The sequence below is a fragment of the Kitasatospora dryopteridis genome (assembly GCF_050749075.1).
GTDB lineage: Bacteria > Actinomycetota > Actinomycetes > Streptomycetales > Streptomycetaceae > Kitasatospora.
In genome coordinates this window covers 6,633,364-6,656,778 of the sequence record NZ_CP192749.1, presented here as the reverse complement: position 1 = coordinate 6,656,778, position 23,415 = coordinate 6,633,364, and the positions used below count along the sequence as shown (strand labels likewise).

Sequence of the window (23,415 nt, the reverse complement as noted above, 5' to 3'; positions counted from 1 at the left end):
GATTCCCGGCGAGCGTATCGGTGGGCGCCGACAGCGGGCCTGTCGGGCGGTGTTAGCCTGCGGCGGAGCGGCGCCGGGGGGCGCCCGCCCGGGGTACGGGGGACGTGGTGGCGGGGGACGCGGTGGCGGGGGACGGCAGGGGAGCCGGGCGCGGGTGGCGGCCGGCGGGGGCTGCGGCAGGAGCGTCGGTGCTGCTGGTCGCGGCGTACGCGGCGGGTTCGTGGTCGGCCCGGTCGGGCGGTCGGGTCCGGGTGGCGGAACTGCTGGACCGTCCGGTGCTGCTGCTCGGCGGGGCCGTGCTGCTGCTGGTGGCGGCGCTGCTGCTGGCGCCGAAGCGGCCGGGCCGCGGGCTGTTCACGGCGCCGGGGGTGCTGGTGGCCGGGGTGCTGGTCCTGCGGGTGCTGATCGGGGTACTGGACGTGGTGGGGCCGCCGCGGCAGCACACGGTGCTCAGCACGGTGGCGCCCGACCGGGCCGACCGCATCCTGCTGGTGGTGCGGCACGCCGTCGGCCCCTGCTGGTCCGTGGAGGTGGAGACCGGCGGCGGCTGGTCGGCCCGCCGCTGGCTGCTCGGCGTCTTCGACCACGGCCCGGCGGGCGGCGGCCCGGTGGACAGCCACTGGGCGGGCCCCGACCGGGTCGTCGTCCGGGCCGCCGACGGCGACCACGTCTTCGACCTCCCGGCCGACCCGGACTCCGCACCTCGGCGGCGCTGACCTTCTGCGTTCGGACAGCATGCAGCCGGGGCCGGGATCTTTCCGGCGCGGGTTCGTCAGGGGCGGCCGTGGTGGTCGGCCCATTCGGGGGCCAGGACGGACATGACGGTGGCGTCGACCCAGGTGTCGCCGTCGCGGAGGGCCTGGCGCAGGACGCCCTCCGCCACGAAGCCGGCCTTCTCGTAGACGCGGCGGGCGCGCGGGTTGAAGGCGTACACCTCCAACGAGACGCGGTGCAGGCCGAGGTGGTCGAAGGCGTGGCCGAGAACGAGCCGGAGTGCTTCGGTACCGAGACCGCGGTTCCGGCCGGCGGGGCCGATCAGGGTGCGGAAGTTGCAGCTGCGGTTGGCCTCGTCCCACTCGTTGAGCACGACCTCGCCGACGCAGCGGCCGGTCGCCGGGTCGGTCACGGCGAGGTCGAGCCGGTCCGGCTGCTCGTTGCGGGAGTTGTACCAGCGGGCCAGTGCGTCGGGGTCGAACGCGGGGTGCCCCTCGCTGCCGGTGAGCCGCCGCACTTCGGGGTCGTCGAGGGCGGCGGCGATGTCGGGCAGGTCCTCGGGCCGGAAGGGGCGCAGCTGCACGAGGTCGCCGGTGAGTACGGGCTTGTGGCTGAAGTCGGCGGTCATCCGGGGATTCTCGGTGGCGGCGGCGGGCCGGGCAACGTGATTTCGGGGCGGCTCAGCCCCACAGCTCGGCGTCGAGCCAGCGGTTGCCCTCGATGCGGCTGTAGCGCAGGTACTTGGTGCCGCCCTGGGCGATCCGGAAGGGCCTGCCCTGGTCGTCGATGGTGAGGGTGCGGGTCTTTCCCTGGTCGACGTAGCTGAGTTCGGCCGTCCAGGTGCAGTCGCACTTCTTGCTGAGGGCGGTGATCTCGAAGGTGACGGACTGGTTGGGGTCGACGGAGAGCTTCAGGGAGTTGAGGTTCACCGGGGTGTCGTCGGCGCGCTTGCCCTTGACGACGGGTGGGTCCTGGTCGAAGTCGACGGTGACGTAGACGATTTCGCGCGGGCCGCCGCCGCACTGCGGGTCGATCAGCACGCTGACCATGGTGCCGGTGACGGCGGTCTTGCGGCTGACCGCGTTGATGGCGAAGCGGCGCAGGTCGATCTGGCGGTCGGCGGTGCTCTGGACCACCGCCTCGGTGGTCGACTGCCCGGCGATGGCGCCCTGGTGGCCGAGCGCCCAGCTGTCGGCCGGGTTGCCGGGGGCGTCCAGGCGGCGCACTTCGGCCGGGGCGAGCGGCAGCCGCCACATGCTGTTGCCGTCGCAACTCGGCTTGATCACTTCGGTGTTGGCGAGCAGCGGGCCGTCCGGGGGTGCCGCGGCGGCCCCGCCGGCGGCCGCGGCCGAGGCAGAGGTGGAGGTGGATGGGAGGGCGCCGGGGCTGCTCGCCGCCGGGGCCGGCCTGCCGCCGGCGGCGGTCTTCGAGGCGGGCCACAGCGAGGGGGCGGTGATCCAGGTGAGGGCGAAGGCCGCGGCGGCGCTGCCGGCGCCGACCGCGATCAGTCGGCGGCGGGCGGCGGCGGTCATGGACGAGCTGCCGGGGCGGGGTGCGAGAAGTGTCATCAACCGATCCTGAATCCGCCGCAGACGCTGGAGACGAGCGAGCCGTCGGGCCGGATCTTGTAGTAGACCACCGTCCAGTCGCCCTTCTGGTCGAGCGCTGCCGCGCCGGGGAAGTCCGACGGGTAGTCGACGTAGCTCTCCGGCGGCTGGCCGCCGACCGGGCTGCCGACCAGGAGCACCTTGCTGATCTGGACCGCCGGGTGCTCGTGGGCGGCCGACTGCGCCGGGGGCCGGATCTCGACGACGGTGTACTCGGGCTTGCCGTCCTCGCTCTTGCGGCTGGAGCCGAACAGCCGCTTGCCGTCCTGGTCCGGCCCCAGCGGGATCGACCAGTCTCCGGTGTAGGGGCCGTCGATCGGCGTGCCGTCCCAGGTGGCGCGGTGGTTGCAGGCGTTGTTCGCGAAGCCCCACACAAGGTCGCGGTCGACGGCGGGGATGCGCTCGGGGCGGACCGGACCGGGTTTTCCGTCGGCGCCGATCAGCGGCTCGGCGGAGGCAGAGGACTTGGCCGCGGAGCCGGAGGGCTTGGGCGCGGTGGTGGCCGTCGTGGTGGCGCCGGCGGAGGCTGCGGCCGCGTCGGCGTCGGCGGGCGGCAGCCGTCCGGCGGCCAGGGAGAGGACGAGGGCGAGGGCCGCACCGGCGATCGCGGAGGAGGCGCCGACGGTGGCGGTCAGCCGCCCGGGCGGGCGGACGCGGACGGTGCGGGGGATGCCCGGCTGCAGGGTGTCCGGCTCCGGGCCGGGTGCGGCGCCGATGAGTTCGCGGTAGACCGGGTCGTCGACCAGGGAGACGGTGGTGTCGAGTTCGCGGACGACGGCGGCGGCGGTGGGCCGTGCGGCCGGTTCGCGGGCGGCGCAGCGGCGCAGCAGGTCGGCGAGGCCCGGTTCGACGCCGTCGAGGTCGAGTTCGCCGGTGAGGGCCTGGACGAGCAGGGCGGCCTGGCCGCTCCCGGTGAACGGGGGCCGGCGGGTCGCGGCGAAGGCGGCGGTTCCGGCGAGGGCGAAGACGTCGGCCGGTTCGGCGCCGCGTTCCTGGCCGGAGAGGACTTCGGGGGCCAGGTAGCCGAGGGTTCCGGCGATCGCCTGGAGGTCGCCGGTGCGGGTGTGGGCGGGGCTGCGGGCGATGCCGAAGTCGATCAGGCGGGGGCCGTCGGCGGCGAGGATGACGTTGGAGGGCTTCAGGTCGCGGTGGAGCACGCCCTGGCGGTGCGCGTCGGCGAGCGCCTCGGCGAGTGCGGCGAGCAGTCGGCGGCAGGTGCCGGCGGGCAGCGGCCGTCCGTAGGCGGTGACGGCCGCGTGGAGCGTCGGGCCCGGCAGGTACTCGGTGGCGAGCCAGTACGGGGCGCGCTCGGTCTCGGCGTCGACGAGGGCGGCGGAGAAGGCGCTCCGCATGGTGCGGACGACGGCGACTTCGCGGCGGAACCGGGGCAGTGCCTCCGGGTCGTCCTGCAGGTCGGGGTGGACGATCTTGAGGGCGACCTGGCGGCCTCCGGGTGACCTGGCGAGGTAGACCTCGCCCATGCCTCCGGCACCGAGTCTGCGGAGCACCTCGTAGTGGCCGATCCGGCGGGGTTCTCCCCCGGGGAAGTGCTGCATGAGCCGGCGGCCCCCCGCTGTCGTGCCTGTCCTGCCGTGGTCGGCCGCATGTGGGGCCGGGCGACAGTATGCCGGTGCGGGGGCCTGCGCGGTGGCCGGTCCGGCCAAGTCGCGGCGGATCTCTTGACGGGACGTCACCAGGGCCGCGGGCGGGTAGCGTGCCTGCATGCAGACCAGGCCGACCCTGCCCGGCGCCGCCGTCCTCCTGCGGCCGGCGACGCCCGCCGACGTGCCCGCGCTGGCGGAGATCCGTGCCACGCCGGAGGTGCGGGCCCGCTGGCGGGGCGGGCCCGACATGGTCGCGGAGGTGCGCTCGGACCTCGCGGACGAGCGGACGCCTACCCTGGCCGTGGAGTACCGGGGGCAGGTGGTCGGGGCGATCCAGTGGCACGAGGAGGACGAGCCGGACTACCGGCACGCGGGCATCGACGTGTACCTCGACCCGTCGGTGCACGGCCGCGGCCTCGGCACCGACGCCGTCCGCACCCTCGCCCGCTACCTGACGGCCGAACTCGGCCACCACCGGCTGGTCATCGACCCGGCGGCGGACAACGCGCCCGCCATCGCCTGCTACCGCAAGGTCGGCTTCCGGCCGGTGGGTGTGATGCGGCAGTACGAGCGCGGGCCGGACGGCACCTGGCACGACGGGCTGCTGATGGACCTGCTGGCGGACGAGCTGGCGGACGAGCCCCCCGCTGCCGGTCGGCGGCGCCGGGCCGCCCGGGCGCTGCGGCGCCGGATCAGGATCCTGCGCCGGCCGCGGCCCTGACGCTCCGGCGGCTCTCCGGGGTGTGCCCGCGGCCGGTTCAGGGGTGCTGCCGGGACTCCGCCACGGCCTCGGCCAGCAGGGCGGCGGCACGGGCGAGGGCACGTTCGGGCAGGCCGGCGTAGCCGAGCACGAGGGCGGGCGGCCCGGGGACGGCCAGCCGGGTCGGGGCGACCGGTTCGACCCGCAGGCCGCGGGCGGCGGCGGCCGCCACCACGGCCTCCTCGGAGCACCCGGCGGGCAGGTCGAGGTACAGGTGCAGGCCGGCCGCCACGCCGCGTACGGCGGCGCCCGGCAGGTGCTCGGCGAGGGCGGCGGCCAGGGCGTCGCGGCGGGAGCGGTACCGGGCCCGGACGGCGCGCAGGTGCCGGTCGTGGCCGCCGTCGGCGAGCAGCCTGGCGAAGGCGAGTTGGTCGAGGGCGGAGCAGCCGAGGTCGGCGTACTGCTTGTCGGTGCGGAACTCCCCGACCATCGGTTCCGGCAGGACGGCCCAGCCCAGCCGCAGCCCGGGCGCGAGCGACTTGCTGAGCGAGCCGAGGTGGACGACGAGGTCGGGGGCGAGCCCTTGCAGGCAGCCGACGGGCTCCCGGTCGTAGCGGAACTCGGCGTCGTAGTCGTCCTCGATCACCACCGCGCCGGTGCGGCGGGCCCAGGCGACCAGCGCTGCGCGGCGTTCGGGGGCGAGCACCACGCCGGTCGGGTACTGGTGGGCCGGCGTGACGAGGACGGCGCGGGCGCCGGTGGCGGCCAGTGCGCCGACGTCCAGGCCGTACGCGTCGACCGGGACGCCGACCGGTTCGATGCCGTGGGAGCGCAGCAGGCCGAAGGTGCCGGGCGAGCCCGGGTCCTCGACCGCGATGGTGCGGTGGCCGTGCCGGACGAGCCGGCGGACCGCCAGCGCGAGCCCCTGGGCGACACCGCCGACCACCACCACCTGCCCGGGGGCGGCCGCGGCGGCGCGGACCCGGCCCAGGTAGGCGGCGAGTTCGGCCCGCAGCCCGGGGTGCCCGGCCGGGTCGCCGTAGCCGAGGGCGGTGTGCTCGGCGGCGGCGAGGGCGCGGCGCAGGGCGGCCTGCCAGGCGGCCCGCGGGAAGGCGGAGAGGTCCGGGGTGCCGGGCTTCAGGTCGTAGCAGACGGCGGGGGTGTCCGCGGCCGGTGCGGCGGCGGGCGGGCGAGGCGCGATGCCGTCGGCGACCCGGGTGCCGGCCCCTCGGGCGCTCACCAGGTAGCCCTCGGCGACGAGTTGGGCGTACGCCTCGACGACCGTGCCGCGGGAGACGCCGAGGTCGCGGGCGAGAGCGCGGGTGGACGGCAGCCGGCCGCCCGCCGGTGGGCGGCCCTGTCGGACGGCCTCGCGCAGGGCCCGGGTGAGTGCGGCGGTGAGGCCGCCGCCGTCCGCGGAGGGGTCGAGGACGATCAGGAGTTCGGCCATGCCGGGAGGGTATCCGGGACGCTGCCGAAAGTGGTCCACTCCTTGGGCATGGAAGTGGACCTGGCAGGTGGACCATTCGTTACCTAGCGTGGCGGGCATGCCCCTCTCCCCCACCGCCTCCGGCGGTCTGCGCGGCGCGGCCGCGATGAGCCTGCTCGGCTGTTCCACCGGTGTGAGCGCCGCGTTCTCGGCCTACCCGCTGCTCGGCGGGCAGGCGCTGCGGTATCTGCTGGCGTCCGTGCTGCTGGTGCCGATCGCCCTCCGGAGTTCCGGGCCCTCGGGCGGTGACCCGGGCGCCCGGCTGCCGACGGGGCGGGAGTTCGGGCGGTTGGTGGCGCTGGCGGGTACGGGGCTGGTCGGGTTCAACGTGCTGCTGGTGCAGGCGCTGCGGCATTCGGGGCCGGCTGCGGTGGGCAGTGTGGTGGGTGCGGCGCCGCTGGTGATGGCCGTCCTCGGGCCGCTGCTGGCCGGCCGACGGCCCGGGGCGGCGGCGGTGACCGCGGCGGCGGTGGTCGCCGCCGGGGCGGCTGCCGCGCAGGGGTTCGGCACGGGGGACGCCGCCGGTACCGCCTTCGCCCTGGGGACGCTCGGCTGCGAGGCGGCGTTCTCACTGCTCGCGGTGCCGCTGCTGCCGCGGCTGGGGCCGGTCGGGGTGTCGGCCTGGGCGACGGTGCTGGCGGTGCCGATGTTCTCCGTGGCGGCCGTACTGGCCGACGGGCGGGCGGCGCTGCGGCGGCCGGACGGCAGTGAACTCGCCGCGCTGCTCTACCTGGCGGTGCTGATGACCTGTGTGGCGTTCCTGCTCTGGTACCGGGCGCTGGAGCGGCTGGGTCCTGAGCGGGCGGGCCTGTTCGCGGGGCTGGTGCCGATCACCGCGGCGCTGTCGGGCGCCGTCCTCGGCGAGGGGGTGCCGGGTGCGGGAGAGGTCTTCGGTGCGGTGCTGGTCGGCTGCGGGGTCTGTCTGGGCCTGCGCAGCCCCCGCCGGGCACCCGTCGGCCCGTCGGGGCTCGGAACACCGGAATCAGGGGTGCGAGCGGGCCGACGGTCCGTCACAATGCGTTGATGCTGACCGACCACTGGCCGCTGCTGGGGCTGCGGCTCGTCACCGAACGGCTCGAACTGCGGCTGCCCTCCGAGGAGGAGCTGGCCCGGCTGGCGGACGTCGCCGCGGAGGGCGTCCACGAGCCCGACCGCATGCCCTTCATCAGCGCGTGGACGGACGTTCCGCCCGCGCAGCGCGCCCGGTCCGTGGTGCAGCAGCACTGGAAGTGCCGCGGCGCCTGGTCGCCGGAGAACTGGGTGCTCACCCTGGTGGTGTTCGCCGACGGACAGCCGGTCGGTGTGCAGGCCGTCAGCGGCAGGGACTTCGCCGTCGTCCGCGAGGTGCGCACCGGTTCCTGGCTGGGCATGGCGCACCAGGGCCGCGGGATCGGCCGGGAGATGCGCTCGGCGGTGCTGCACCTGGCGTTCGCCGGGCTGGGTGCGGAGGAGGCGGCCTCCGCCGCGTTCACCGACAACGCCGCCTCGCTCGGCGTCTCCACCCGCCTGGGCTACCGGCCGGACGGCGTCCAGCGGGACAACGTCCGCGGCCGGGCGGCCGTCTCGCAGCGGTTCCGGCTGACCCGCGCCGACTGGGAGCGGACGGACCGCCCGCCGGTCGGGATCACCGGCCTCGGGCCGTGCCTCCCCGACTTCGGCCTGCCCGCCGCCGACTGAGAGCGGGTTGCCCCCGCGCCGCCGCTCAGCCGGCCAGGAGCGGGAAGGACGCCTGGTGGGCGAGCCGGGCGTCCGCGTCCTGCGCCAGCGCGGCCAGCAGGTCGTCGAGTTCGAGGAACGCCTCCCATCGCGGCACGCCGCGCGCCGCGGCCAACCGCTCCGTGACGAGGTCCTCCAGGTCGGCCTGCCGGCGGCCCTTCCAGATCTTGTCGGCGAGGCTCACCAGGAGCTCCCCGGTGCTGATGCCCGGAAGCGTCCAGGAGGCGTGGGTGCCGGCGAAGCGGGCCCGCCCGGGCGGCACGCCGCGGGCGAGCAGCAGGGCCCGGCCGGCCTCCTCGTGCAGCGCGCCGGGGGCGGACAGCTCCTCGGGGTGCAGCACCTTGCCGATGTCGTGGGTGGCCGCGCCGTACCGGACCTCCTCGGCATCGACCCCGAGTACCTCGCCCCACTCCGCCAGCAGCCGCAGGGCGACGTCGTGGACGAGGCTCAGGTGGGCCACCAGCCGGGGCGGAGCGGCGAGTTCCTCGAGCAGTGCGGCGGCGTCCGGGGGCAGCGGGGCCGGTACGAACTGACGATCGATCATGCCGCTAGTGTGCCTCCCATGCTGAGCCATGACCTCGTCGGGCGGTACCTGCACCGCCTCGGCCTGCCGCGTCCTTCCGCTCCGACCGCCGCCGCGCTGGCGGTCCTGCACCGCGCCCACGTGGAGCGGGTGCCGTACGAGGACCTGGAGATCCAGCTGGGGCGGCCGACGACGGTCGACCCGGTGGAGTCCGCGGAACGGATCGTGCGCGGCCGCGGCGGCTACTGCTTCCACCTCAACGGCGCGTTCTCGGCGCTGCTGGCGGCCCTGGGCTTCGACGTGACCCGGCACCTGGCCGGTGTGCAGCGGCAGGTGGACCTGGAGCCGGTCGGCGCCGCCGGCAACCACATGGCGCTCACCGTCCGCACGGCCGAGGGCCCCTGGCTGGTGGACGTCGGTCTCGGCGACGGCCTGTACGAGCCGCTGCCGCTCCGGGCGGGCAGCCACCGGCAGGGATCCCTCCGCTTCGGGCTGACGCCGTCCGCGGTGGTGCCGGGCGGCTGGCGGCTGGAACACGACCCGGCGGGCTCGTTCCGGGGCATGGAGTTCTCGCCGGAGCCCGCCGACCCGGCCGACTTCGCCGCCGAGCACACCCGGCTCTCGACCTCGCCGGAGTCCGCCTTCGTGCAGTTCTACTGCACCTTCCTGCGGAACGCCGACGGCTTCGAGGCGCTGCGCGGCTGCGTGCTGCTGCAGGCCGGGACGGCGGGCCGGGAGGCCCGCGAGGTCACCGACGAGCAGGAGTGGTTCGCGCTGCTCACCGACCGCTTCGGGCTGGACCTCTCCGACGTGGGCCCCGAGGGCCGCGCCGCACTCTGGCAGAAGGTCCACGGCGCCCACATGGCCTGGAAGGCCACCCAGCCGGCCCCGGCCTGAAGCCTGCCGCACTCGGACACCCATGAGGTGCCCCCGCGCCCCTGAATTGACCACCCGAGTGCCTTCGACGACAACTCCTGGCGTCGGCGGCAGCGGCCGTGCCAAGGTCGGGGGCATGCGATACATCATCATCGGCGCCGGCGCGGTCGGCGGGACGATCGGCGGCAGGCTCCACGAGAGCGGGCGCGAGGTGGTGCTGGTCGCCCGCGGTGCGCACCTGGAGGCGCTGCGCAAGGACGGCCTGCGGCTGGCCACCCCGGAGGGCACGCGGACGCTGTCCGTCCCGGCCGTCGGCGGTCCCGAGGAGGTCGACCTGCGCGACGGGGACGTGCTGGTGCTCGCGGTGAAGACGCAGCACTCCGTGCCGCTGCTCGACGCCTGGGCCGCCCGGCCGGTGGCGGGCGGCGGCACGGCCGGCGAGGTGCTGCCGCTGCTCTGCGCACAGAACGGCGTCGAGAACGAGCGGCTCGCGCTGCGCCGCTTCCGCCACGTGTACGGGGTGTGCGTGTGGCTGCCGTCCACCCACCTGGAGCCGGGGAAGGTCTCGGCGGCGGGCAGCCCGCTGACCGGCATCCTGCACATCGGCCGCTGCACCGGCGGCAGCGACGCCACCGCCGAGCAGGTCGCCGCCGACCTGGCGGCCGCGCACTTCGGCGCCCCGGTCAGCGAGGACGTGATGCGCTGGAAGTACGCCAAGCTGCTCGGCAATCTGAACAATGCGCTGGAGGCCGTCGGCGGGCCGATCGACGGCGGCCTGCGGCTGGCCCTGGCCGAGCGGACGTCCGCCGAGGGCCGGGCCGTGCTGGAGGCCGCCGGAATCGGCCACGCCGGCGCGGAGGAGCAGCGGGCGGCCGGCCGCGACCGGGTCGTCCTGCTGCCGATCGACGGGGAGGAGCGGGGCGGCGGCTCGTCCTGGCAGAGCCTGGCGCGGGGCTCCGGCGACATCGAGGCGGACTACCTGAACGGGGAGATCGTGCTGCTGGGCCGGCAGCACGGCGTGCCGACCCCGCTGAACGCGGCCCTGCAGCGGCTCGCCAACGCCTTCGCCCGCGAGGGCCTGGCCCCGGGCACCCTGCCGGAACCTGAGCTCGCGGCACTGCTGGAATCGTGACCCGCCGGGCGGGCGGCCGGAAGCCGATCACCGGCTGACCCCACCCGCCCCGAGCCGAAGGGCCCGCCGGTGCCGAAAGGGAGGAGCGCGGGAGCGCAGCGACGGAGCGACGAGTGTCGGCGCCGGGTCAGGAGGGCCCGGAGGCGAGCGGGCGACAGAACAGCGCCCGGAGGCGAGCGGGCGACAGAACAGCGGCGAGCGGGCGACAGAACAGCCTCAGGCCACCGGGTCGTCCGGCCCGTACGGGCGCAGCCGGAGGGTGCGGGCGTCGGCCTCGCGGATGTCCCCGGCGCGGGCGCACAGGGTCTCCAGGTCGTCCCGCCCGGCGTGGACGAACCGGCCGTGCAGGGCGTCGAAGCGGCCCCGGGCGGCGTCCACGACGACGGCCACCATGTACGGGATGGAGCCCCAGTCCTTCTTGTCGGCGAACATCGGCATGGCGGCGGTCATGTCCGTCCTGACCGCGCCGGGGCTGATGTCGAGGACGACGACGTGGTGTTCGGCGAGCGAGTCGGCGATGTTGTCGGAGAGCTTGAGCAGGGCGCCCTTGGAGGTGGCGTAGGCGGTGTAGCGGCCGTCGGGGCGCAGGGCGAAGCCGGAGTTCAGGTTGACCACCCGGCCGCCGCCGCGCTCGACCATGCCGGGGAGCACGCTGCGCAGCATGTTGAAGGGGCCGCGCAGGTTGGTCTCCACGACGTGCCACCACTGGTTGGGGTCGGCCTCCCAGAGCGGCACCTCGACGTGGTCGATCTCGCCGGCGTTGTTGACCAGCAGGTCGATCGGGCCGAGGTCGCGCTGGACGGTGCGGACGGCCTCCCGGACGTTGCCGGGGCGGGTGACGTCGGCACTGACCGCGACGCCGCGGGCGCCGTGCTTGACGCACTCGCGCAGGGTCTCGGTGAGCGTGGCGTGCGTACGGCCGACCAGGCCGAGCATCATCCCCTCGGCGGCCAGTCCGATGGCGATCTCCCGGCCGATGCCGCGGCCGGCCCCGGTGACCAGGCCGACCTGCCCCGCCAGTGATCCCGTCCCCATCGCGTGCTCCCTCCTCGGCTGCCCTGCATTCTGGTCCGGCGGCGGCGCGGGGCCGGGCAGCCCAGCCGAACGGCGGCCCGGGGTCATCCGAACGGCCCAGCGCGTCCGCACGGTGCCCGGGAGTAGTACGGTCGACCAGGACACGCGTGTGGGGCCCACCGAGCCCCGGCGCCGGCCCGCTGAACAGCACCTCGCCGGGCAACCCCCGGCACCACCGTGAAGGGCAACTGAGTGAGTGACATCGCGCGCGTCGGAGTGATCGGCTGCGGCCTCATGGGGTCGGGCATCGCCGAGGTCTTCGCCCGCTCCGGTCTGGACGTCCTGGTTGCCGAGGCGACCGGCGAGGCCCTGGAGCTCGGCCGCACCCGGCTGACCAACTCGCTGGAGACCGCGGTCAGGCGCGGCAAGCTTTCCGAGGAGCAGCGGGACGCGGCGCTGGCCCGGCTCTCGTTCACCGTCGACCTCGCCGACTTCGCCGACCGCGACCTGGTGGTCGAGGCGGTCGCCGAGCGCGAGGACATCAAGGTGCAGATCTTCGAGACGCTGGACCGCGTGGTCGAGCGCCGCGACGCGATCCTGGCCTCCAACACCTCGTCCATCCCGATCGTGAAGCTGGCGGCCGCCACCTCCCGCCCGGAGCAGGTCATCGGCCTGCACTTCTTCAACCCGGCCCCGGTGCAGAAGCTGGTCGAGGTCATCCCGACGCTGACCACCTCCGCCGAGACCACGGCGCGGGTGGAGGAGTTCACGGTGCAGGCGCTCGGCAAGGAGCCGATCCGCGCCCGCGACCGGGCCGGCTTCGTGGTGAACGCGCTGCTGGTGCCGTACCTGCTGTCCGCGGTGCGCATGTTCGAGTCCGGGGTGGCGACCGCGGCCGACATCGACAAGGGCATGGAGGCGGGCTGCGCCCACCCGATGGGCCCGCTGCGGCTGTGCGACCTGATCGGCCTGGACACCATCGTGTCGATCGCCGACTCGATGTACGACGAGTACAAGGAGCCGCTGTACGCGGCGCCGCCGCTGCTGTCCCGGATGGTCGGCGCCGGTCTGCTCGGCCGCAAGTCGGGCCGCGGCTTCTACGACTACTCCGCCTCGGCCTGACCGCCGGGCCGCTCGCGCGGCGCCCGCCCGGGACGGCCGTCCCGGGCGGGCGCCGCGGCCCCACCACCTCCCAGCACCCGAAGCAGCACACCACAGGGGTAGCCCAGTTGAACGGGATCAGCGTCGCGCGCGGGGTCCTCGTCACCGCCCGCCGCCAGCGCCTGCTGGCCGCCATCCGGCAGGAGGGCGGCCGCTGGGACTGGCGGCGCGCCGAGGCGAAGTACGACACCTCGCCGGAGCCGCACATCATCCGCCGCGACCTGATGGAGCTGTGCCGGGCCGGCGACCTCGTCCGGGTGGGCATGGGCGAGTACGAGGCGCCCCCGTCGAGTGCCCCTCTCGGGTGACCCCCTCGGATGACCCCCGCCGGCCGGCGGGGATGCGCCACCTCCGTGGCACAGCGCCGTCACAGCATGGTCACAGCCCTCGGCATCCGGTGGTAGCTCTGACACGGTGATGACATGCGAACTCGAATGATCGTCACCACCCTCACCGCTGCTGCCGCCCTGTCCCTCACCGCGTGCAGCAGCGACGGCGGCGGCACCGCCGAGCCGGCGAAGTCCTCCGCCACCGTGGCGGCGCCGGCCTCCGGCACCCCCGCGCCCGCGGGCAGCTCCGCCCCGGCGGGCACCTCGGCGCCGTCCACCGCGCCGACCAAGGCCGCCGGCACCCCGAACACCGAGCAGCTGGCCAAGGAGCTGGCGATGGTGGCCGGCCTGAAGCAGATCGACCCCAAGCTGGCGCAGGACAACCAGAAGACCGTCGCCGCCGCGCAGCAGACCTGTGCGGACATCAAGGCCGGCAAGGACGACGCCACCGTGGCGAAGAACACCGTGGGGTACTTCGGTGCCGCCGGGGCGAGCCTGAACGAGCAGCAGGGCCAGATGGTCGCGGTGATCGTCAAGGCGGCGCTCTGCCCGTGACGCCGTAGGCGCGCGACAGCGGACGTGACGGGGCCCGGGAGCGGTATCCATCTCCCGGGCCCCTGCGGTGCCACCCAATTGCGCGCGCCGGCACGTTTAAGGGCTGCGGATCATTCTCAGAGCCTCGTGTTCTGCCTTTGAACTACCGTGCCACGGGGAGAGGCACAGGCGGGACTTGAACCCGCATCCGAGGCTTTCCGTCCGCACCCGTTCGATCCGGCGCTCGGCGGCGAATGCTGAGACTTGAGCGAGAATCTGAGTTTCAGGGGGCTGCCTCTGCCGTTGGGCCACCCCGGCGCGGTGGTGCCGGGGGGAGGAGTCGAACCTCCACTGTCACCCCTGTGTCAGCTTCACTTTCAGTGTCAGCTTCTGCGCTGATTCGCGCACCCCTCCGCTCAAGGAGGGGGATCGTGGGTCCGGCCTGCTACTGGCCGAACAGGTAGCCGAAGACGGCGTCGCCGGTCTTCCGGTCGACGACCTCGGTGGCGTTGGCCTCCTCGCGGGCGAACTGCACGGCCTGCTGCAGCTTCTCGACCCGCTGGACGAGCTCGTTGACCCGCCGGGCCGGCAGCGCACCGGAGAACTTGACGGTCGTCCAGTACCCGACCGCGATGTCCTCGTAGTACACCTCGACCTGGGCCGGGTGCTTCTCGGTGGCCTCCGCCTTCACGTGGTTGCGCGGCACCTTCTTCGTCCGGATGGTGCGGACGGGCTCGGTCTTCCACGCGTCGGTGGAGGCGTCCGGCGCCCAGGACTCGGAGGCGTCCAGCACGGGCAGCTTGCGGACGAAGGTGTAGAGGTCGGTGAGCTGCTTCTCGAGGAAGAGCAGGTAGGTGACCGGCACGTCGGTGAGCAGCGGCCGGCCGTCGACCACGACGTCCGCACGGGCGGTGCAGTTGGCGTGGTCCTTGGTGGCGGTCACGTCGAACAGCCGGGTGAGCGAGGCGGCGGTGTCGCGCAGGATGTCCTCGGCGCGCACCTGCACCCGGGTGGACTCCGGCGGCAGTTGCTCGCCCTCCTCGTCCTTGGGCTGGTAGGTGCGGGAGATCCCGGCGAGCAGGGCGGGCTTCTGCAGGCCGTGGTGGGCCGCCGTCAGCTCCTGGAAGGACTTGGACTTGACGCCCTTTTCGACCGCGATGATCTGGTTGAGTTTCGCCACGGTCGGGAGGCTAACAGCGGCCGGTCCGGACTGTCGTGCGATTTACCGGCCGGCGTGCCGCGGCCCGGGGGCGGGGGTCGGGGGACCGTCCCCGGGCCCGGCGCGGCGTCAGCTGTTGATCTGGTAGCTGTCGCCGTAGACCTTCCACTTCAGCGGGGTGTTGAGGTCGAAGTTGCGGTCCTTGACCCACACCCGCTGGGCGGTGTCGACCCGGCTGGTGTCGGAGTGCGCCTCCTCCTTCTTCATGACGACCTTGCGGGCGTCCAGGAAGGCGTTCAGGTAGGCGGCCTCGTCGCCGCCCTGGGCGGGTGTCTTGGCCTTCTTCATGGCCGCCTTGCGGATGCCGCCGAAGCTGTCGGAGCTGCTGCCGGGGCCGTGCATCACGATGGCGTCGTAGTAGACGAACTGGCCGAGCGCCCGCAGGCCGTCGGCCTTGGCCTGCTGGACGGCGGGGTTGAAGTAGACGCGGTCCCGCTCGTCGTTCTGGGCCTTCTGGAAGACGCCGTCCTTGGCGGCGGTCGCCCAGTCCCTGGTGAAGGCGTTGCCGAGGCCGGTGTGCGAGTCGGTGCCGTTGACCTTGCGCAGGGCCGGCAGGTACTTGGCGAGGACGTTGCCGGGCTTGAGGTCGGTGTAGTGCTCGACCAGGTCCAGCATGTCGCCGGTGCCGGAGCAGAAGCCGATGATGCCGGCGGTGTAGCCGCGGCCGTCGCCGATGTCCTCGATGTACTTGTACTGGGACTTCCAGTCCAGCGAGGAGTTCTCCGCGCTGGAGACGATCTGCATGGCGATGTCCTTCTTGTGCGCGTCGTCCAGGCCGACGCCGGCGGCGCGGACGACGGACGCGTCGGCGCCGGCGGCGCTGACGGCCACGCTGGCGACGGTCAGCGGGACGGCGGCGAGCAGGACCGCAAGGGCGGTCCTGCCGGTGCGGCGGCCGGCCCGGTGGGTGCGGAGGTTGGTGCGGGCGGTGCGGGGCTGTGCAGGCATGTGACGCTCCGTCAGCTCGACTCGCGCGCAGGCATGGGAATGCCCGGGGCGCTCCGGTTAGGAAACTTTCCTAACAAGGATTGAAGCGGCCATGGCATTGAACCCGCAAGAGGGTCCGACCAACCTGCACGCCGCCTTAAGGCCCACCTAACGTTCGCCAACTCGCGCTGTCTGCAAGGCATCTGGCGATCATGGGAAGAAACGCCGACGGCCCCGCCCCGGACGCGCGGTCCGGAACGGGGCCCGTCGGGCCGATGCGCATCACGCGCCGCGCAGCACCGCCCCGGTGCGCGCGGCCGCCGCCGCCACCGCCGACTCGCGGGCGGCCGAGGCCTCGTCCGCGGTCAGCGTGCGGTCCGCGGCACGGAAGCGCAGGCTGTACGCCAGCGACTTCTTGCCCTCGCCCGCCTGCTCACCGGTGAAGACGTCGAACAGCCGGACGGACTCCAGCAGCTCGCCCGCGCCCTCGCGCAGCGCGGCCTCCACCTCGGCGGCCGGCACCCCGGTGCCGACGATCAGCGCCACGTCCTGGGTCGCCACCGGGTAGGCGGAGACGGCCGGACCGCTCACCTTCCGCACGCCGTCGGCGAGCAGTTCGTCCAGGTCGAGTTCCATCGCGCAGGTGCGCTCCGGCAGGTGCAGCGCCTTGACCACCCGCGGGTGCAGCTCGCCGGCGTGGCCGACCACCCGGCCGTCCACCAGCAGCTCGGCGCAGCGGCCGGGGTGCCACGGCGCGCGCTGCGCCTGGCGGACGGTCAGCTCCAGGTTGGCCGCGCGGGCGATCGTGCGGGCCGCCTCGACGGCGTCCGCCCAGCCGGCCGGCACGCCCTTGCCCCACCAGCCGGAGGGCTTCCGCTCGCCCGCGAGGGCGACCGCGACCCGGCGCGGCTGGTCCGGCAGGGCCGCGTTCAGCTCGGCGAGCTCCTCCTCGGTCGGCCGGCGCTCCACCGACAGCCGCGGCGCGACCTTGAGCTCGTCCTTCGGCAGGAAGACCGTGCCGGTCTCGAACAGCGCCAGGTCGGTGTTGCCGCGGCCGACGTTGCGGCGCAGCGCGCCCAGCAGGCCCGGCAGCAGCGTGGTGCGCAGCGCCGGCTCCTCGTCGTTGAGCGGGTTGACCAGCTTGACGGTGCGGCGGCGCCGGTCGTCCTTCTCCAGGCCGAGCGCGTCGAACGCGGCCTCGCCGATGAACGGGTAGGCGTTGATCTCGACGTAGCCGGCGCCGGCCAGGGCGGTGCCCATCCGGCGGTGGAAGCGCTGCGCCTCGGTCAGGCCGCGGCCCGGCGGGACGTTGGGCATCCGGGCGGGCACGTTGTCGTAGCCCTCGAGCCGGATGACCTCCTCCGCGAGGTCGTACGGGTCGGTGAGGTCGGGCCGCCAGGACGGCGGGGTGACCTCGAGGACGTCGGCGCCGGCGACGGCGCAGCCGATCTCCTGCAGGCGGCGGGTGACGGTCTCGCGGCCGTACTCGGTGCCGGCGACGCGGTCGGGCAGGTCCGCCCCGATCGCGATGGTGCGCACCGGGTGCGGCGCGGCGATGTCGGTGACACCGGCCTCGGCGGTGCCGCCGGCGATCAGCACCAGCAGGTCGACGGCGCGCTGCGCGGCGGCGCGGGCGGCCTCCGGGTCGACGCCGCGCTCGAAGCGCTTGGACGCCTCGGAGGGAAGCTTGTGGCGCTTCGCGGTGCGGGCGACGCTGATCGGGTCGAAGTGCGCGGCCTCGATGACGACCTCGGTGGAGCCGGTGACCTCGCCGGTCTCCGGGTCGAGCACCGGGTCGATGATCTCGGTGGTGGCACCGCCCATGACGCCGGCCAGGCCGATCGGGCCGGAGTCGTCGCAGATCAGCAGGTCCTCGGCGGAGAGCTTGCGCTTCACGCCGTCCAGCGTGGTGAGGGTCTCGCCCTCCTCCGCGCGGCGGACGAGGATCGTGCCCCGGACGCGGTTCCGGTCGTAGGCGTGCAGCGGCTGGCCGACCTCGAGCATCACGTAGTTGGTGATGTCGACGGTCAGCGAGACCGGGCGGATGCCGGCCTTCTGCAGGCGGCGCTCCAGCCAGATCGGGGACTTCGCGGCCGGGTCAACGCCGGTGACGGTGCGGGCGACGAAGCGGTCGCAGCCGGCCGGGTCGGCGACCTTGACCGGGTAGCCGAAGGCGTTGGCCGGGGGCACGTCGAGCAGCGCCGGGTCGGCCAGCGGCAGCCCGTACGCGGCGGCGGCCTCGCGGGCCACGCCGCGCAGCGACAGGCAGTAGCCGCGGTCCGGGGTGACGGCGATGTCCAGCACCTCGTCGACGAGCTGGAGCAGCTCGATCGCGTCGGTGCCGGGCTCCAGGTGCGACTCCAGCACCAGGATGCCGTTGTGGTCGTCGCCCATGCCGAGCTCGCGGGCGGAGCAGATCATGCCGGCCGAGGTGTGGCCGTAGGTCTGCCGCGCGGCGATCGGGAACGGGCCGGGCAGCACGGCGCCCGGCAGCACGACGACGACCTTGTCGCCGACGTTGAAGTTGGTGGCGCCGCAGACGATCTCCTGCGGCTCGCCGGTGCCGTTGGCGTCGCCGACGTTCACGAAGCAGTGCCGGATCGGCTTCTTGAAGCCGGGCAGCTCCTCGATGGAGAGCACCTCGCCGACCACCAGCGGGCCCTTGAGGTCGGCGCCGAGCTGCTCGACGGTCTCGACCTCCAGGCCGGCGCGGACGAGCCGGGCCGCCACGTCACGGCCGGTCTCGCCGGCCGGAAGGTCGACGTACTCGCGCAGCCAGGAAAGCGGGACGCGCATCAGATCTCCATCCCGAACGGGAGGGTGAAGCGGACGTCACCCTCGACCATGTCGCGCATGTCGGCGACGTTGTGGCGGTTCATCAGGATTCGCTCCAGGCCCAGGCCGAAGGCGAACCCGCTGTAGCGGTTGGGGTCGACGCCGGCGGCGACCAGCACCCGCGGGTTGACGACGCCGCAGCCGCCGAGCTCGATCCAGCCCTCGGAGGAGCAGGTGCGGCAGGGGCGGTCGGGGTTGCCGACGCTCTCACCGCGGCACACGAAGCACTGCAGGTCCACCTCGGCGCTCGGCTCGGTGAACGGGAAGTACGAGGGGCGCCAGCGCAGTTCGAGGTGGCCGCCGATCAGCTTCTCGACCAGCACCTCGATGGTGCCCTTGAGGTCGGCGAAGGTGATGCCCTCGTCCACCGCGAGGCCCTCGACCTGGCGGAAGACCGGGGTGTGCGTGGCGTCCAGCTCGTCGGTGCGGTACACCCGGCCGGGGCTCACCGCGTACAGCGGCGGCTGCCGGTCCAGCATGGTGCGGATCTGCACCGGGGAGGTCTGGGTGCGCAGCACGACGCCGGAGTCGGCGGAGCCGTCCGGGGCCTGCACGAAGAAGGTGTCCTGCATGGAGCGGGCCGGGTGGTCCGGGTGCAGGTTGAGGGCGTCGAAGTTGAGCCACTCCGCCTCGACCTCGGGGCCGGAGGCGACCTCGTAGCCCATGGCCACGAAGGTGTCCTCGATGCGCTCGGCCATGGTGGTCAGCGGGTGCCGGGCGCCGCGCGGTGCGCGGTCGTACGGCAGGGTGACGTCCACCGCCTCCTCGACCAGCACGCGCGCGTCGCGCTCCGCCTCGAGCTCCGCCTGGCGGCGGGCCAGCGCCTGGTTGACCGCGCCGCGGGCCTGACCGATCAGCTTGCCCGCCGAGGCCTTGGCGTGCGGCGGCAGGGCGCCGATCTCCCGGTTGGCGAGGGCGAGCGGCGAACGGTCGCCGGTGTGGGCGACCTTGGCCTGCTTCAGCGCGTCGAGGTCGGCGGCGGCGGCGAACGCGGCGATCGCCTCGTCCCGGGCCTGCTCCACCACCTCGGGCTTGAGGGCCTCGACCTCGACCGGGTCGTACGACTTGTTGGGTGCCGACATCTCTATCTTTCCCGTGCTCCTGCTCGTGAAGTGGATGGCTCGCCCTTGCGCTACGCCCGGCGTGGCCGGAACACGGGCAGCCCCTGGCCCGGTACCGGGAGGGGTGTCCGCGGCACGGCCGCGCAGGGCGTCCCACAACGCCAAAGGTCGAGTGTAGTCGCAGCACGCCGACGGCCGTTTCGCCGTCCGTGGTCGTGCGCGCGGGGAGCCCGCCGGCCCGGTCCTACAACATGAAGTCCGGAACGCCCGCGGGCAGGATAAATCGGAAGCGCGCGCCGCCCGAGGGGGCGCGGCTGATCCGGATGACGCCGCCGTGGGCCTCCACGATGCCCTTGACGATGTAGAGGCCGAGACCGGTGCCGCCGCGCTTGGAGCCGCGCCAGAAGCGGGTGAAGACGCGCGGCATGGACTCCTCGGGGATGCCGCTGCCTTCGTCGCTCACGGTGACCGCTGTCCCTTCCAGCATCCTCGGCGGGGTGCCCGGACGCTCCCAGCCGGCCGCCTCGACGATCTCCACGGCGGGGGCCACCTCGATGGTGACAGTCCCCTCCCCGTGCCGCACCGCATTTTCCAACAGGTTGCCCAGCACCTGGTCGATCTTGTCCGGGTCGCCCCACTGCTGGCGGAGCCCGTCCGCGATCCGGATGTCGAAACGCTCGGCCGGGATGCCGGAGGCCACCTTGCCGTCCACGTGCCGGCGGACGGCCGCCGCCAGGTCGACGACCTGCTTGCGGACCTCCAGCCGGCCGGCGTCGATCCGGGAGATGTCCAGCAGTTCGGCGATCAGGCGGGTGACCCGGTCCGCGTCGGCGTCGACGGTCTCCAGCATCACCCGCTTCTGCCCGTCGTTGAACCGCTCCCACTTCGCCAGCAGGGTCGCCGTGAAGCCCTTGACGCTGGTCAGCGGGGAGCGCAGCTCGTGCGCCACGGTGGCGATCAGCTCGGCGTGGCTGCGCTCGGTGCGGCGCCTCGCCTCGGTGCCGCGCAGCGCCACCACCACCCGCTGCACCGGGCCGCCGGGCCGCTCCCGGACGTACCGGGCGGAGACCAGCACCTCGCAGCCGCCGGGCAGCAGCAGGTTGCGCTCTGGCTGCCCGCTGCGGATCGCCAGCCCGCCGTACGGGTCGGTCAGCTTCCACCAGCGGCGGCCGTCCAGGTCCTCCAGCGGCAGGGCGTCCTCGAGGGCGGTGCCGAGCACCGCCGCCGGGCGCCGCCCGGTGAGCCGGGCCGCGGCCCGGTTGAAGCAGACCACGCGGCCGCCGGCGTCCGCGACGACCAGGCCGTCGGGCAGCTCGTCGGGGTTCAGCTCCGTTCCGCTGCCGACCATGGGCGTCCTCCCCTGACCCACCACCGTGCTCCCCGCCGAGGCCGACCCTAGCGCCCCTGCGGCTGTGTGCGACACCCTCCGGGCGAGCGCTGGGCCCGGGCGGAGGCATAGAGGCAGACGGCGGCGGCCGTGGCCAGATTGAGGCTCTCGGCGTGGCCGTGGATCGGCACGCGCACCACCTCGTCCGCCAGTGCGCGGGTCTCCTCCGGCAGACCCCAGGCCTCGTTGCCGAAGACCCATGCGCCGGGCGCGCCGAGGGTGCCCTCGTCGAGCTCCTGGTCGAGGTCGCGCTCGCCGGCGCCGTCCGCGGCCAGCACCCGCACGCCGGCCTCGCGCAGCCGGGCGACCGCCTCGGCGACCGGCACACCGGTGGCGAACGGCAGGTGGAAGAGGCTGCCCACGGAGGCCCGGACGGCCTTCGGGTTGTAGAGGTCCACCGAGGCGTCGGTGAGGACGACCGCGTCGGCGCCGGCCGCGTCGGCGGTGCGCAGCACGGTGCCGGCGTTGCCGGGGTCGCGGACGTGGGCGAGCACCGCGACCAGCCGGGGGCGGGCCTTGAGCACCTCTTCGAAGGGGGTGTCGATGAACCGGCACAGCGCCACGATGCCCTGCGGGGTGACGGTGTCGCAGATCTCCGCGATCACCTCTTCGGTGGCGGTGAGCAGCGGCAGCCCGGCCGCGCGGGCGGCGTCCGCGATGTCGGCGTGCCGCTCCAGCGCCTGCGGGGTGAGGTAGACCTCCACCACCGCGTGCTCGGACGACCCCGGCAGCCGCCCGTACGCCACGGCCTCCCGGACGGCCTGCGGGCCCTCGGCGAGGAAGCGGCGCTCCTTGCTGCGCTGGTTCCGCTTGGCCAGCCGGCGGGCGGCGACGACGCGCGGCGAGCGCAGGGAGGTGAGCAGGGGGGTGTCGGTGCTCTGCATGCTCTGTCTTCTGTCGAGGAGGCGGGGCCTCCGGGAGGCGTACCCTGCGGCCCGGCGGGGGCGGCCGCGGCCTGGAATGCGCATCGGGCCCGCAGGCGGTGTGTACCTGCGGGCCCGAAGAGCTCAACTACTGAGGCTTCGCCTGGATCAGGCGGCCTTGGGGGCGTTGACGTCCTCCGGCAGCGCCTTCTTGGCGACCTCGACGAGCGCGGCGAACGCGGCGGCGTCGTTGACGGCCAGGTCGGCGAGCATCTTGCGGTCGATCTCGACGCCCGCGGCCTTCAGACCCTGCACGAAGCGGTTGTAGGTGATGCCGTTGGCACGGGCCGCAGCGTTGATGCGCTGGATCCACAGCTGACGGAAGTCGCCCTTGCGCTTCTTGCGGTCGTTGAAGTTGTAGACGAGCGAGTGGGTGACCTGCTCCTTGGCCTTGCGGTACAGGCGGGAGCGCTGGCCGCGGTAACCGCTGGCCCGCTCGAGGATGACCCGGCGCTTCTTGTGGGCGTTGACTGCCCGCTTGACGCGTGCCACTTGATTACTCCTTGGGTTGGACCGCGGATGGCTCCGGGCGGTCCGTCAATCGATTGGGTCGGGAAGGATCAGCTCGTCCCGCGGCCGGGGCCGCGGGTGGGCGATCACTTGCCGAGAAGCTTCTTGATCTTCTTGGCGTCGGCGGGGGCCATCTCGGCGTTGCCGGCCAGCTTGCGGGTCAGCGTCGAGGGCTTGTGCTCCAACAGGTGGCGACGGCCGGCACGCTCGCGCAGCACCTTCCCGGAGCCAGTGATCTTGAAGCGCTTGCTGGCGCCGCTGTGCGTCTTCTGCTTCGGCATGTCGCCGTATCTCCTCGTCGGTCCGCCCCGGCCCGCACATTGCTGTGCGGGCCGGGAGTGGATTCATCTCCTGGCCGGGGCGGGAGCCCCGGCCGTTGTGGCCGTCCGAAACGGGGGCCGGGCCTTTCGGCTCAGCTCTCCTGCTCGGTGTCGACCGGCTGCTCGACCTCGGCGGCGGGCGCGGCCTCGACGGCCTCGACGGCCTCGACGGCCTCGGCCGTCTCCTCCGCCTGGGCGTCCGGGGCGGCACCGGGGGTGCGGCCCTGACGCTCGGCCTTGCGGGCGTCCGCGAGGGCACGCGCCTCGGCCATCGCCTCGGTCTTCTTCTTGTGCGGGCCGAGAACCATGATCATGTTACGGCCGTCCTGCTTGGCCGAGGACTCCACGAAGCCCAGGTCCTGGACGTCCTCCGCGAGGCGCTGCAGCAGTCGGAAGCCCAGCTCGGGGCGGGACTGCTCGCGACCGCGGAACATGATCGTGATCTTGACCTTGTCGCCCTGCTTGAGGAACCGGACGACGTGACCCTTCTTGGTGTCATAGTCGTGCGGGTCGATCTTCGGCCGGAGCTTCATCTCCTTGATGACCGTGTGCGCCTGGTTCTTGCGCGCCTCACGGGCCTTCATTGCCGACTCGTACTTGAACTTGCCGTAGTCCATGAGCTTGCAGACCGGCGGCCGTGCGGTCGCCGCGACCTCGACCAGGTCGAGGTCGTACTCCTGGGCAAGCTCCAGCGCCTTGGCAAGCGGGACAATGCCGACCTGCTCGCCGCTGGGACCGACGAGTCGCACCTCGGGGACGCGGATCCGGTCGTTGATGCGGGGCTCGGTGCTGATGGGGCCTCCTCGGTTGCACCTTCTTCAGTGCGGCCGTCGG

Annotated in this window: 23 protein-coding genes and 1 pseudogene; 9 read left to right on the top strand and 15 right to left on the bottom strand. The window is 74.0% G+C overall.

All coding sequences use genetic code 11. The features are described 5' to 3' along the window. Window positions 1–188 precede the first annotated feature (188 nt). Entirely contained in the window at window positions 189–716 is a 528-nt protein-coding gene (locus ACQ614_RS30015) for a hypothetical protein (protein ID WP_431682000.1), read from the top strand. 56 nt (window positions 717–772) lie between these two features. On the opposite strand, the gene ACQ614_RS30010 is transcribed toward ACQ614_RS30015, so the two are convergent. Genes ACQ614_RS30010 through ACQ614_RS30000 form a run of 3 tightly spaced genes read right to left on the bottom strand, consistent with a single transcriptional unit; the run spans window position 773 to window position 3,877 of the window. Further along, window positions 773–1,342 carry a GNAT family N-acetyltransferase gene (locus ACQ614_RS30010; RefSeq protein WP_431681997.1) on the bottom strand — a complete coding sequence of 190 codons (570 nt, stop codon included), beginning with the start codon at window positions 1,340–1,342 and terminating at the stop codon, window positions 773–775. Between the two features lie 52 nt (window positions 1,343–1,394). Continuing rightward, window positions 1,395–2,282 (bottom strand): hypothetical protein, encoded by an 888-nt coding sequence (locus tag ACQ614_RS30005; RefSeq protein WP_431681994.1) that lies wholly within the window; start codon window positions 2,280–2,282, stop codon window positions 1,395–1,397. Then, window positions 2,282–3,877 (bottom strand): serine/threonine-protein kinase, encoded by a 1,596-nt coding sequence (locus ACQ614_RS30000; RefSeq protein WP_431681992.1) that lies wholly within the window; start codon window positions 3,875–3,877, stop codon window positions 2,282–2,284. The genes ACQ614_RS30005 and ACQ614_RS30000 overlap by 1 nt, the downstream gene beginning before the upstream one ends. A gap of 166 nt (window positions 3,878–4,043) precedes the next feature. Here ACQ614_RS30000 and ACQ614_RS29995 point away from each other — a divergent pair. After that, window positions 4,044–4,556: pseudogene (locus ACQ614_RS29995) on the top strand (GNAT family N-acetyltransferase); the annotation flags it as partial. Window positions 4,557–4,683: 127 nt separating this feature from the next. Here the strand turns inward: ACQ614_RS29995 and ACQ614_RS29990 are convergent. Next, complete coding sequence (locus ACQ614_RS29990; RefSeq protein ID WP_431681991.1) at window positions 4,684–6,075, bottom strand: PLP-dependent aminotransferase family protein; 1,392 nt, start codon at window positions 6,073–6,075, stop codon at window positions 4,684–4,686. 97 nt (window positions 6,076–6,172) lie between these two features. On the opposite strand from ACQ614_RS29990, the gene ACQ614_RS29985 reads away from it, so the two are divergent. Together ACQ614_RS29985 and ACQ614_RS29980 are read left to right on the top strand one after the other, a co-directional pair. Continuing rightward, window positions 6,173–7,138 (top strand): DMT family transporter, encoded by a 966-nt coding sequence (locus ACQ614_RS29985; RefSeq protein WP_431681989.1) that lies wholly within the window; start codon window positions 6,173–6,175, stop codon window positions 7,136–7,138. Continuing rightward, on the top strand, window positions 7,138–7,791 hold the full coding sequence (locus tag ACQ614_RS29980; RefSeq protein ID WP_431681988.1) for a GNAT family N-acetyltransferase: 654 nt from the start codon (window positions 7,138–7,140) through the stop codon (window positions 7,789–7,791). Before ACQ614_RS29985 ends, ACQ614_RS29980 begins: the two co-directional genes overlap by 1 nt. 25 nt (window positions 7,792–7,816) lie before the next feature. Here the strand turns inward: ACQ614_RS29980 and ACQ614_RS29975 are convergent, their stop codons facing one another. After that, complete coding sequence (locus tag ACQ614_RS29975; protein ID WP_431681987.1) at window positions 7,817–8,374, bottom strand: HD domain-containing protein; 558 nt, start codon at window positions 8,372–8,374, stop codon at window positions 7,817–7,819. A gap of 18 nt (window positions 8,375–8,392) precedes the next feature. Between ACQ614_RS29975 and ACQ614_RS29970 the strand changes: the two genes are divergently transcribed. Continuing rightward, entirely contained in the window at window positions 8,393–9,250 is an 858-nt protein-coding gene (locus ACQ614_RS29970; RefSeq protein WP_431681985.1) for an arylamine N-acetyltransferase family protein, read from the top strand. Window positions 9,251–9,365: 115 nt separating this feature from the next. Then, complete coding sequence (locus tag ACQ614_RS29965) at window positions 9,366–10,361, top strand: ketopantoate reductase family protein (protein WP_431681984.1); 996 nt, start codon at window positions 9,366–9,368, stop codon at window positions 10,359–10,361. Between the two features lie 216 nt (window positions 10,362–10,577). On the opposite strand, the gene ACQ614_RS29960 is transcribed toward ACQ614_RS29965, so the two are convergent. Continuing rightward, a complete protein-coding gene (locus ACQ614_RS29960; RefSeq protein ID WP_431681981.1) occupies window positions 10,578–11,396 on the bottom strand; it encodes an SDR family NAD(P)-dependent oxidoreductase in 819 nt (272 codons plus the stop codon). Window positions 11,397–11,627: 231 nt separating this feature from the next. On the opposite strand from ACQ614_RS29960, the gene ACQ614_RS29955 reads away from it, so the two are divergent. From ACQ614_RS29955 to ACQ614_RS29945, 3 genes are all read left to right on the top strand, one after another. Next, window positions 11,628–12,497: a 3-hydroxybutyryl-CoA dehydrogenase gene (locus ACQ614_RS29955; RefSeq protein ID WP_431681978.1), complete on the top strand. Its 870-nt coding sequence runs from the start codon at window positions 11,628–11,630 to the stop codon at window positions 12,495–12,497. A gap of 107 nt (window positions 12,498–12,604) precedes the next feature. Next, entirely contained in the window at window positions 12,605–12,844 is a 240-nt protein-coding gene (locus ACQ614_RS29950) for a hypothetical protein (protein WP_431681976.1), read from the top strand. A 114-nt stretch (window positions 12,845–12,958) separates the two neighbouring features. Continuing rightward, window positions 12,959–13,420, top strand: a complete 462-nt coding sequence (locus ACQ614_RS29945) for a DUF732 domain-containing protein (RefSeq protein WP_431681974.1) — start codon at window positions 12,959–12,961, stop codon at window positions 13,418–13,420. A gap of 424 nt (window positions 13,421–13,844) precedes the next feature. Here the strand turns inward: ACQ614_RS29945 and ACQ614_RS29940 are convergent, their stop codons facing one another. The 9 genes from ACQ614_RS29940 to infC form a co-directional block, all read right to left on the bottom strand. Beyond that, window positions 13,845–14,579 (bottom strand): hypothetical protein, encoded by a 735-nt coding sequence (locus ACQ614_RS29940; protein WP_431681973.1) that lies wholly within the window; start codon window positions 14,577–14,579, stop codon window positions 13,845–13,847. 108 nt (window positions 14,580–14,687) lie between these two features. After that, on the bottom strand, window positions 14,688–15,566 hold the full coding sequence (locus ACQ614_RS29935) for a chitosanase (RefSeq protein WP_431681972.1): 879 nt from the start codon (window positions 15,564–15,566) through the stop codon (window positions 14,688–14,690). Between the two features lie 261 nt (window positions 15,567–15,827). After that, window positions 15,828–18,341, bottom strand: coding sequence for a phenylalanine--tRNA ligase subunit beta (pheT, locus tag ACQ614_RS29930; protein ID WP_431681971.1), 2,514 nt, complete (start codon window positions 18,339–18,341; stop codon window positions 15,828–15,830). Beyond that, window positions 18,341–19,462, bottom strand: coding sequence for a phenylalanine--tRNA ligase subunit alpha (pheS, locus tag ACQ614_RS29925; RefSeq protein ID WP_363494959.1), 1,122 nt, complete (start codon window positions 19,460–19,462; stop codon window positions 18,341–18,343). The genes pheT and pheS overlap by 1 nt, the downstream gene beginning before the upstream one ends. A gap of 223 nt (window positions 19,463–19,685) precedes the next feature. Further along, entirely contained in the window at window positions 19,686–20,789 is a 1,104-nt protein-coding gene (locus ACQ614_RS29920; protein ID WP_431681969.1) for an ATP-binding protein, read from the bottom strand. Window positions 20,790–20,836: 47 nt separating this feature from the next. After that, on the bottom strand, window positions 20,837–21,712 hold the full coding sequence (locus ACQ614_RS29915; RefSeq protein WP_431681967.1) for a TrmH family RNA methyltransferase: 876 nt from the start codon (window positions 21,710–21,712) through the stop codon (window positions 20,837–20,839). A gap of 147 nt (window positions 21,713–21,859) precedes the next feature. Further along, complete coding sequence (rplT, locus tag ACQ614_RS29910) at window positions 21,860–22,243, bottom strand: 50S ribosomal protein L20 (protein WP_431681965.1); 384 nt, start codon at window positions 22,241–22,243, stop codon at window positions 21,860–21,862. A gap of 104 nt (window positions 22,244–22,347) precedes the next feature. Then, on the bottom strand, window positions 22,348–22,542 hold the full coding sequence (gene rpmI / locus ACQ614_RS29905; RefSeq protein ID WP_263102510.1) for a 50S ribosomal protein L35: 195 nt from the start codon (window positions 22,540–22,542) through the stop codon (window positions 22,348–22,350). Between the two features lie 131 nt (window positions 22,543–22,673). After that, complete coding sequence (gene infC, locus ACQ614_RS29900) at window positions 22,674–23,375, bottom strand: translation initiation factor IF-3 (protein WP_431684060.1); 702 nt, start codon at window positions 23,373–23,375, stop codon at window positions 22,674–22,676. Window positions 23,376–23,415: the final 40 nt, after the last annotated feature.